At 34.2% G+C, this 8,897-nt stretch carries 12 protein-coding genes and 2 pseudogenes; 4 read left to right on the top strand and 10 right to left on the bottom strand.

Translation table 11 applies throughout. From position 1 onward, the window contains the following. The 9 genes and pseudogenes from ABP870_RS10210 to arsD2 form a co-directional block, all read right to left on the bottom strand. Positions 1-163 (bottom strand): annotated as a pseudogene (locus ABP870_RS10210) (IS30 family transposase); the annotation flags it as partial. A gap of 90 nt (positions 164-253) precedes the next feature. Beyond that, a pseudogene (gene arsB, locus ABP870_RS10215) lies at positions 254-886 on the bottom strand (arsenite efflux transporter membrane subunit ArsB); the annotation flags it as partial. After that, positions 880-1,995, bottom strand: a complete 1,116-nt coding sequence (gene arsB / locus ABP870_RS10220; RefSeq protein ID WP_350015268.1) for an arsenite efflux transporter membrane subunit ArsB — start codon at positions 1,993-1,995, stop codon at positions 880-882. The gene arsB (ABP870_RS10220) and the pseudogene arsB (ABP870_RS10215), both read right to left, overlap by 7 nt. A gap of 56 nt (positions 1,996-2,051) precedes the next feature. Next, on the bottom strand, positions 2,052-3,794 hold the full coding sequence (gene arsA, locus ABP870_RS10225) for an arsenite efflux transporter ATPase subunit ArsA (RefSeq protein WP_350015269.1): 1,743 nt from the start codon (positions 3,792-3,794) through the stop codon (positions 2,052-2,054). A gap of 35 nt (positions 3,795-3,829) precedes the next feature. Next, the gene (gene arsR, locus ABP870_RS10230; RefSeq protein WP_003744438.1) at positions 3,830-4,195 is read right to left on the bottom strand and encodes an As(III)-sensing metalloregulatory transcriptional repressor ArsR; all 366 of its coding nucleotides are present in this window, start codon (positions 4,193-4,195) and stop codon (positions 3,830-3,832) included. Positions 4,196-4,327: 132 nt separating this feature from the next. Then, positions 4,328-4,699 carry an arsenite efflux transporter metallochaperone ArsD gene (arsD, locus tag ABP870_RS10235; RefSeq protein ID WP_000049327.1) on the bottom strand — a complete coding sequence of 124 codons (372 nt, stop codon included), beginning with the start codon at positions 4,697-4,699 and terminating at the stop codon, positions 4,328-4,330. 1 nt (position 4,700) lies between these two features. After that, a complete protein-coding gene (locus ABP870_RS10240) occupies positions 4,701-4,994 on the bottom strand; it encodes an ArsR/SmtB family transcription factor (RefSeq protein ID WP_000385048.1) in 294 nt (97 codons plus the stop codon). Positions 4,995-5,084: 90 nt separating this feature from the next. Next, a complete protein-coding gene (locus ABP870_RS10245) occupies positions 5,085-5,930 on the bottom strand; it encodes a TRC40/GET3/ArsA family transport-energizing ATPase (protein ID WP_350015270.1) in 846 nt (281 codons plus the stop codon). 19 nt (positions 5,931-5,949) lie between these two features. Continuing rightward, positions 5,950-6,261 carry an arsenite efflux transporter metallochaperone ArsD-related protein gene (arsD2, locus tag ABP870_RS10250; RefSeq protein ID WP_025188527.1) on the bottom strand — a complete coding sequence of 104 codons (312 nt, stop codon included), beginning with the start codon at positions 6,259-6,261 and terminating at the stop codon, positions 5,950-5,952. Between the two features lie 431 nt (positions 6,262-6,692). Here arsD2 and ABP870_RS10255 point away from each other — a divergent pair, with 431 nt between their 5' ends. The 4 genes from ABP870_RS10255 to ABP870_RS10270 all read left to right on the top strand — a co-directional run bounded on the left by ABP870_RS10255 (position 6,693) and on the right by ABP870_RS10270 (position 8,642). Then, a complete protein-coding gene (locus ABP870_RS10255) occupies positions 6,693-7,127 on the top strand; it encodes a hypothetical protein (RefSeq protein WP_350015271.1) in 435 nt (144 codons plus the stop codon). A gap of 17 nt (positions 7,128-7,144) precedes the next feature. Further along, positions 7,145-7,549 carry a sigma-70 family RNA polymerase sigma factor gene (locus tag ABP870_RS10260; RefSeq protein ID WP_350015272.1) on the top strand — a complete coding sequence of 135 codons (405 nt, stop codon included), beginning with the start codon at positions 7,145-7,147 and terminating at the stop codon, positions 7,547-7,549. A 66-nt stretch (positions 7,550-7,615) separates the two neighbouring features. Next, complete coding sequence (locus ABP870_RS10265; protein ID WP_350015273.1) at positions 7,616-7,816, top strand: helix-turn-helix domain-containing protein; 201 nt, start codon at positions 7,616-7,618, stop codon at positions 7,814-7,816. Between the two features lie 619 nt (positions 7,817-8,435). Continuing rightward, the gene (locus tag ABP870_RS10270) at positions 8,436-8,642 is read left to right on the top strand and encodes a hypothetical protein (protein WP_350015274.1); all 207 of its coding nucleotides are present in this window, start codon (positions 8,436-8,438) and stop codon (positions 8,640-8,642) included. Positions 8,643-8,816: 174 nt separating this feature from the next. On the opposite strand, the gene ABP870_RS10275 is transcribed toward ABP870_RS10270, so the two are convergent. Further along, a partial coding sequence (locus ABP870_RS10275) for an IS3 family transposase (protein ID WP_350015275.1) occupies positions 8,817-8,897 on the bottom strand: 81 nt, incomplete at its 5' end.

An 8,897-nucleotide genomic window follows, 5' to 3' on the forward strand; every position in this document is an offset into this window, starting at 1 on the left:
AGTAGTCACAGACTGAATGTCCTGCTTTAAGGAAATTGATGACCTTATAAATGGTCTGTTTTGATCGTCCTAGAGATTCAATGATAGCACTAACTTTCCTGCCTTCTTGGTAGTAAGCCTCTATCATAACAAGTTCATTTGTGGTAAGATGAGTGTAGGTCATTTATGTTAGTTCCTTTCAGACAAATGTGGTGTTTATCTGAGCCTAACATAGATGGCTTTTTTCTGTCTAGCTTAATTTTACAAATTGGGTTATTAGAATCCAACGAGATAAAAAGCCTGCAATGAAAGGAATACCTAAATAAATGAAAACACTTGTTGCAATCTCACCCATTCCAATTGAAACAGCATGCGTTTCTAAGCCTAACCATCCCGGAATAACTGTCACAAAAATATAGGCAAACACTGAATAAAAGATAATTTGAAAAATGGAATTGAACGCCACTAATCCTGCCGTATACTCATTGTCCGCTTGAGCTAAGTTACTCCACACAATTACCATTGCAATACAACGAGCCAGACCATTCATAATTAACCCCACCATATATTCAGGATAATCATGTAAAAAGACAACAGCTAAAATAAACATTAAAATGGGACCGACAATCCAGTTTTGGAAAAGTGATAATAATAAAACCTTCCAATCTTTAAAGACACGCCACATCTCTTCATATTTCACCTTAGCTAACGGTGGATACATCATTAATATCAAGCCTATCGCAATAGGTATAGAAGTTGTTCCAACTTCCAGTTTATTTATTCCTGTCACAACCTCTGGTACAAAATAACCTAATCCAATACCAAAGCCCATTGCAAGAAAAATCCAGAGGGTTAAATAACGATCCAATAATGATAATTTTTTTGTTACACCTGCCACAATCAACATCTCCAAGTAATAAATTTAGTCTTCTTAAACTTGCTTCTTAACGATTGAGGTAACTCATTTTTTTGAAACCATCCAACTGTACTATTCGCAACTTTAACTAATAGCAACATGACTGGTACTTCAACCAATACGCCCACTACTGTTGCTAATGTTGCCCCTGACTGTAAACCAAATAGTGAGATGGCTACTGCTACAGATAATTCAAAGAAATTACTAGCTCCAACCATGCCTGCCGGAGCAGCAATCGAATGAGGCAACTTCCAAAAGCGAGCCCATGTATACGCAATAGCAAAAATAAATAGTGTTTGAATGGTTAGCGGAATTGCAATCAAAAGAATGTGCAGTGGATTATTCAAGATTCTTTCACCTTGAAAAGAAAAAATAATCACTAGCGTTAAGAGTAGCCCAATAATCGTAACCTTATCAAATTTTTTTAGAAATACTGTTTCAAAATAATGAAGTCCTTTATTTTTTATGATGAATGTTCGAGTGACAACACCTAAAAGAAGTGGAATCACTACGAATAAAACAGTCGACAAAATCAATGTATTAATTGGAACAGCTACATTTCCAACACCTAATAAAATAGCAACGATTGGCGCATACAACACTAAAATAATTAAATCATTAATCGCAACTTGAACTAATGTATAAGCTGGATCTCCTTTGGTTAAGTAACTCCAAACAAAGACCATTGCAGTACAGGGTGCCGCACCTAACAATACTGCTCCTGCAACATATTCTTTGGCTAAATCATTTGGGATAATCCCTTTAAATACAACGAAAAAGAAAAATGCTGAAATGGCATACATCGTAAATGGCTTAATTAACCAATTCACTGTACAGGTTACAATCAGACCTTTAGGTTTTTTAGCTGCATTGACAATACTAGTAAAATCTATTTTCAACATCATCGGATAGATCATCAACCAAATTAAGATTGCTGTTGGAATAGATACTTGATAATACTCGAATTTCCCTAAAGTTGCTGGAACAGCTGGCAAATATTTCCCAATTAAAACACCCGTAACCATACACAAAGCCACCCAAAGCGTTAAATATTTTTCAAATATTCCCAATCCTTTTTGTTCTTCTTTTTCCATCATCATCTTCCTCCATCATAAAATTCAAATAAGTGCATGATAGATAGAAAAATAAAATGCTTCTAATTCAATATATTGTGTAGTGCTTCTCCAGAGATTTCTTCTGCATGCCATTCTACAACCCCATAATGATTATTAGATAATTCTGCTACTTTATCAATCCATGTATTTTCATTTTGTGCTCGGGCTAGTAACATTGGATTTGTTGTACCACTTGTTAACATACTGTTATTCACGACCCACCATGTATGAGCAATGCCTGCTCGATCCAAGTCTTCCTGTAGTCGCATAGATTCATAAACAGGTGTTGTTTCAGGTAAAGTGACCATGACCACTTCGGTTTCTTTTCCATCTTGCAAACGAGGTAAGAGACGTTTCACTGATTCTGGTACTTCACCAGATGTCCGCTCTACTTCTTTATGGTAGCTTTGGGTAGAATCAAGTAATAGTAATGTATGTCCTGTTGGTGCGGTATCAATAACTACCACATCACAATCGGCATCATCCACAATCTCTGCAAAAGCTCTGAATACAGCGATTTCTTGTGTACAAGGCGAACGTAAATCTTCTTCTACATAAGCAACATCATCTGGTGACATCGTTTCACGAGCCTTGCTTAATACTTCTTCTGTATAATCTGCTAATTCCTTGTCCTCATCGATATGACTCACCTTGATTTGATCGGATTCAGAAATCACAAATTGTAAATGAGCAGCTGGATCGGTTGTAGCCAAATGAACTTTCTTGCCTTTATCTGCTAAACCAGTGGCAATTGCCGCAGCAATAGTCGTTTTCCCAACACCACCTTTACCCATTGTAAAAATCACTTTTTTACCAGATTGATGCAACTCATTCACGATGTCTTTCAATCTAGGAAATACTCTTGGTGTGACTATTTCAGTTAAAAATTCACCTTGATTGGATTTCAACAATTGGCGTAGATTTTCAACACCAGTCACATTGTAAGAACGTAAAGGAATACTGTACTCAAGAAAAGCTTTCAAACTATCTGGCATTTGTGCCAACGCTTCTTGTTGTCCATCATAAATCAATTGAGATACTTTATCTGTTGCTTCCTCTAAGACGCCATTCACTAATAAAACTTGATTTTCAATGCCTATCTCTTGTAATTCTTTAGAAGCTCGATCTGCTTCTAAAAGTGGTGCCTTTTGTGGTCTAGTTACAAGCATTAAAGTTGTTTTTGCTCCATCAGCTAATGTGGCTACAGCATGCTCATAAATTTCCTTTTTATCACCTAAACCAGATAATTGACCTAAGCATGAAGCTCCTGTTGTATTTTCATCCATAAAATTACTCCATGCAGACGGTAACTGTAACATCCTTAACGTGTGACCTGTTGGTGCGGTATCAAAAATAATATAATCATACTTTTTCTCTGCTTCTGGATCAGTTAAAAAACCAGAAAATTCATTGAAGGCAGCAATCTCTACTGTACAAGAACCAGATAATTGTTCCTCCATATTCGCTAATGCAGAATCAGGTAGTTTCCCTCTAAATGGTCCTACAACACTTTCTTTATAATCATCAGCTGCTGTTACAGGATCAAAATTTGCTACAGTTAATCCCGGAACTTCTGGAATTTCTTTCCCTTTATTTGTTAATTCTGTTTGAAAAACATCTTGTAAATTACTTGCTGGATCGGTACTGACTAACATAACTTTTTTCCCACTATCTGCTAAATAAGTAGCAGTGCCACAAGCAGTCGTTGTTTTACCAACACCTCCCTTTCCTGTAAAAAATAGATACTTTGTTAATGGTAACTGATCTGGTTGGTACAATTTCATGTTTGGTTTCCTCCTTTAAATTTAACATCATCATTCTAAGCAGTTGTTACTTTCTTTGTAGCTGTTACTCTCCCTTTACCCTCACAAGAACATGCAGCATTATCAATCGTATGACAAATACAGTCATCTGTGTTTTGAATTATTGTTTGAATAACACCAGATAATACTTTCATATTCTCCGCATTCAATGAATAGTTGTGCCATGTCCCTGATTTTCTGGCTTGAACAATCCCTGCATTCATTAACACTTTCATGTGATGGGAAAGCGTTGGTTGCGTAAATTCAAAATGCTCTAATAAATCACATGCACAACGCTCACCACAAGAGAGCATATCCACAATTTGAACTCTTTTTGGGTCTCCTAATGCTTTAAAAACTTTTGCTGTTAATTCATAATCCATCTTTCATCCCTCCATACATAGAAGTTCTTCTATATATAATATAGATGTTCATCTATCTATTGTCAATAGATTCTGTCTCACTTAATAAAAAAGCCTATGAGAATCTCTTCTCATAAGCTTTAGTTTCTTCGTTTAGCAACATCCAGATGATGGAGAGCAGCAACTATTTGATTGTTCTTCTTTCTTATCCTCTGAGAAATTAACACCAGTATAGACACTAAACTCCTCATTTGACGGATAACCAGCCATTTTCACAATTTCACCATCTAATAAAACAACTGGTAGTATGTCGGCTCCTTTAGACTGTAACAACTCCCCAATTTTTTCATTTTCTACGAATGCCGCAGGATTACCTGTTAAATTAAAACGCTCTACTTCTACACCATCGGCTTTTTCCAATGTTTGAATAATAGAGGAAACTCGAAGCAATTCTGTATCTACTCCGGGACCACAAACTCCTGTGTCACAACACATTGCTGGTTCGTACAACGATACTTTACTCATTTTACATAACTCCTTCTTTTTGTTTTGTATTCAATATCTGATGTATTAATTCTTGAAATTCTTCAATGTTCTCTGTTACCAGAGAATAATATTGCCATTTGCCTTCTTTACGTGCGGTTACTACTCCCGCCTCAATTAAAACCTTCATATGATGTGATAGTGTCGGCTGAGTAAAATCAAAATTATCCAAAATATCACATGCACACTTTTCACCAGTTGAAATCATATCTAATATTTGAAGTCTATTAGGCTCTGCAATTGCCTTCATAATTTTTGATAATCCTAAATAATCCATATTCTCACCTCCATATAGATATTCATCTATATTTAATATAGAACTTTATCTATGTTTTGTCAATGAGTAAAATATGAGTTATCTCGTAAATTATAAAATATCTCTTAAAGCATCTCCTGAAATATCCTCAGTTTTCCATTCAATCACTGCGTAATGATTGTTAGACAGCTCTGCTACCTTATCAATCCAAACTTCTTCATTTTGTGCTCTTGCTAAAAGCATTGGGTTCGTTGTTCCGCTAGAAAGCATGCTATTGTTCACTACCCACCAAGTACGAGCGATTCCCGCTCTCTCCAAGTCATCTTTTAATCGAATTGATTCATAAACAGGTGTTGCTTCGGGTAATGTGACCATTACTACTTCTGTTTCATCCCCATTTTGTAACTTAGGCAGTAGCTTTTGAACAGACTCGGGTATATCTCCAGAAGAACGTTCAATCTCTTTGTGGTAGCTTTGTGTTGAATCTAATAGCAATAGTGTATGACCTGTTGGGGCGGTATCAAAAATAATATGATCAAATTTTGTAGAGGCTTCTTTATCCGTTAAAAAATTGGCAAATTCATTAAATGAGGCTATCTCTACAGTACAAGAGCCTGACAATTGTTCTTCCATATTTTCCAAAACTGAATCTGGCAATTTACCACGATAAGGTCCTACAATACTTTCTTTATAGTCATTAGCCGCCTCCACAGGGTCAAAGTTGGCGACAACTAAACCTTCTACATTAGGAATTTTAGTCCCTTTATTCGAGAGTTCTAATTCAAAGACATCCTGCAAATTGCTTGCTGGGTCGGTACTAACCAACATGACTTGTTTCCCTTTGTCAGCTAGATAAGTTGCTGTAGCACTAGCTGTAGAAGTTTTCCCAACGCCTCCTTTACCTGTGAAAAATAGATATTTCGTTAAATGAATTGCCTCTGGTTGATACATTTCCATGATATTTCCTCCTAAATTTTTATTCATTTACACCTGTAAAATTTTCAAATTCTTTTAATGAGGGATAGGCACCAAACTTTTTTACCTCTCCATCCACAACGGTTATCGGTAAGACACTAATGCCATTTTTATCTATTAATGATTTGACTTCCTCATTTTCCAAAAATACATTTGGTTCAATTGTTAAGCTATGACGCTCCACTTCGTAATTTGTTTCTCGTTGAATTTTCTGTAATGTTGGGCTCAAATATAATAGATTTTTATTTACTTCTGCTCCTGTCATCTTGATACCACAACACATCTCTGACTCAAATAAAACTAATGATTTCACTTTATTCCTCCTCTAAACACATAGATATCTATCTATGTGTTTTTCCAAAAAAATAGGAGATTGTCTCCTTTAAGTCTACTGTTTATTTTTATACTTTTACAGTTCCATTTCTAAAGCTTGTATGAGTATCATTTCATTTGCTAGTTTCCCCAGCTAGTCACAGGTTTAAACTCAGCAAATTGAAACAGAAGAAACTACTCTACAATTACTTGTATTCAACTATTTTGATATCAACTAAGTCTTTTCATTTCAATACGCCTCATCCTTTCACATAGACCGACATCTATGTATATTATAGATGAGAATCTATGTGTTGTCAATATATAATATTTGTTGCTTTTTCCATTAGGTATTTCAATTTATTGTTGAATACTTAATTTGAAAGGAGAAATTATGAATATTTCTGATGAAAAAAAGTCATTTACCATCTTATGCAAGCAATTATGACTGAAAGACGACAACTAACTGAACAATATTTTGACTTAAAAGAGCGATTAAATGAGCTTAGTCAAACTACCACGAATGTTCCCGAAAATAATGAATATTCGACAATGAGACAAAATCATATTAAAAAAGAAGATATTGAGAATGCTAAATACTTATTAGCGAAAAAAGAAGGAACATCCTATCTTCCTTACTCAAAAATAGCATTGCAAATTTCTCATCTTCTTAAAAGTCATGGTTTGCCACTGAGTAATAAACAAATATATGAAAAACTGATCAATGATTTTCAACTATCTATCAACTACTCAAATTTAACAAACAATATTTTACCAAGAATGAATTCAGACTCTTCTATATCAGACTCTTCTATAAATGTTGAGAAAGTCACTCGAGGTTACTGGCAGTATAAACTAAATAATTAGTAAAGGATGATTCAATCATGAAATCAGAAGTTGAAGTTAACTATTTATTCGTTAGTTATGTACAGCAATCTATTAAAAATTCTGCCAGTGCTTGTCTAAAAAAGAAACAAAAATATTCTCATACCTACTTTCCAACTGATTCATTAGAAGATATCATGAGAAGCAGTATATCCGAATCTTATTTATCTCTTGATTTTATCTCAGAATCTGAAATTATGAATTTAGAAAATTTCACTGAGAACGAAGCGCTATCTAGGGCTATTGAACAACTAAACTTCAAAGAAAAAAAACTACTTTATGAAAAATATATTCAATGTAAAACAGATAGTGAAATTGCCCGAATTTTTGATATCAGTCGTCAAGGAGTCTCTATATTCAGAAAAAGATTATTAAAAAAACTTGAGGTATTTTTAAAAAGATAATCAATGGTCTAACAGTCGTGCTCCTCCTTCCATCTTTCACCTAACACTAAGAAAGGAGGGGATATCATGAAAAATTTCTTACCACTAATTGAACAAGCCAAAAAAAGGGATGAACAAGCTATGGAATTGTTACTTAAAGATTTCAAGGCCTTGCTAATTAAAGAAGCATCCAGACAAGGCTATTTGGATGAAGATTGCTTTCAAAACTTAACTGAAACTTTTATAAAAATAGTCCGCAATTTTGATCCAGAAAAATACCTTGGTTAAATTAGAGAGACAGGCTACTTTGCCTGTCTCTTTTCTATCTTTTTTTAAAAAATCAGAATTATGTTGCTTTTATTTCTTCTTTTTCCAATTTACTTATAGAAACATTGATCTTTGATAATTGAATAATCTTCTATCAAATACGTTTTTTTTGTATTGAGCAACGCTTGAAAAGCGCCATGACCGTGTATTTTATTGCGAGCGATTTTTTTCAAGCAAAGTAGACTTGTCACCTACTGCCACGACATGCAAAGAATATAATGATACTTCTGTAAAGTTCGCCATAAACTGGGAGAGGTGAAACTCCTATGATATCTTTTGACAAAAGATAATTTGATAGAAGAAAAGAGACAAATTTACAGATAACTATTTAAGATATTGAAGCTTAAACACATATTTATATTTATCCAATTTGTAAAATCAAAACGATATTTGTAAGAAGTAAGATTTTAACTCATCAATATTTTTCTAGGAAATGGGAGCTGGAAGTCTTATAATCAATATACAGTATTTGCTTCTAGCTCGTATCCCTTGAAACATATACTATATCTGAAAGAAAGGTTGAATAAAATTTTATTGATTAATTTTGAATATTCTATTAGTCTCAGAAAGGAAATTGCCTATGAATACTCCTGATAAAGTACCTTTGATTCTTGGTAGATATGTGAACCAACAAACCTTAATGAAAGAGCTGCATATTGGTTTCGATACGTTAAAAATGCTTCATCTAAACGGTTTAGAAGCGGTTATTATCGGGAGACAACATTTATATGACCTAGAAGACTTAAAGAACGTTTTAAATCAATTAAAAAGCGTTGAACATCAATAGGGATTAAAAACGAATATTAAAATCTTACAAACAACAAAATATCCTAATCCAAATAATGAATTAGGAAGGAAGATTTTATATGTCAGTATCTTTTAAACAATACACTAAGTATAATCAAAAGCTTTGGATGAAAAGGCAACCCTTTTCTGTACAAAATTTATAAAGTGCTTTTTGTTAAGCGATAACTCGCCTAGCCATTGGTGTTTGATAGTTGAGACTGCCGTGAATGCGATGATGATTCCACCAGTGGACGTA

It is taken from the genome of Streptococcus jiangjianxini, assembly GCF_040225085.1.
Lineage (GTDB): Bacteria > Bacillota > Bacilli > Lactobacillales > Streptococcaceae > Streptococcus > Streptococcus jiangjianxini.

Bases quoted from the DNA above. Each gene is read 5' to 3' on its own strand.
- arsB (WP_350015268.1), bottom strand. From the start codon at position 1,995: ATGATGATGGAAAAAGAAGAACAAAAAGGATTGGGAATATTTGAAAAA.
- arsA (WP_350015269.1), bottom strand. From the start codon at position 3,794: ATGAAATTGTACCAACCAGATCAGTTACCATTAACAAAGTATCTATTT.
- arsR (WP_003744438.1), bottom strand. From the start codon at position 4,195: ATGGATTATGAATTAACAGCAAAAGTTTTTAAAGCATTAGGAGACCCA.
- arsD (WP_000049327.1), bottom strand. From the start codon at position 4,699: ATGAGTAAAGTATCGTTGTACGAACCAGCAATGTGTTGTGACACAGGA.
- ABP870_RS10240 (WP_000385048.1), bottom strand. From the start codon at position 4,994: ATGGATTATTTAGGATTATCAAAAATTATGAAGGCAATTGCAGAGCCT.
- ABP870_RS10245 (WP_350015270.1), bottom strand. From the start codon at position 5,930: ATGGAAATGTATCAACCAGAGGCAATTCATTTAACGAAATATCTATTT.
- ABP870_RS10255 (WP_350015271.1), top strand. From the start codon at position 6,693: ATGCAAGCAATTATGACTGAAAGACGACAACTAACTGAACAATATTTT.
- ABP870_RS10260 (WP_350015272.1), top strand. From the start codon at position 7,145: ATGAAATCAGAAGTTGAAGTTAACTATTTATTCGTTAGTTATGTACAG.
- ABP870_RS10265 (WP_350015273.1), top strand. From the start codon at position 7,616: ATGAAAAATTTCTTACCACTAATTGAACAAGCCAAAAAAAGGGATGAA.
- ABP870_RS10270 (WP_350015274.1), top strand. From the start codon at position 8,436: ATGAATACTCCTGATAAAGTACCTTTGATTCTTGGTAGATATGTGAAC.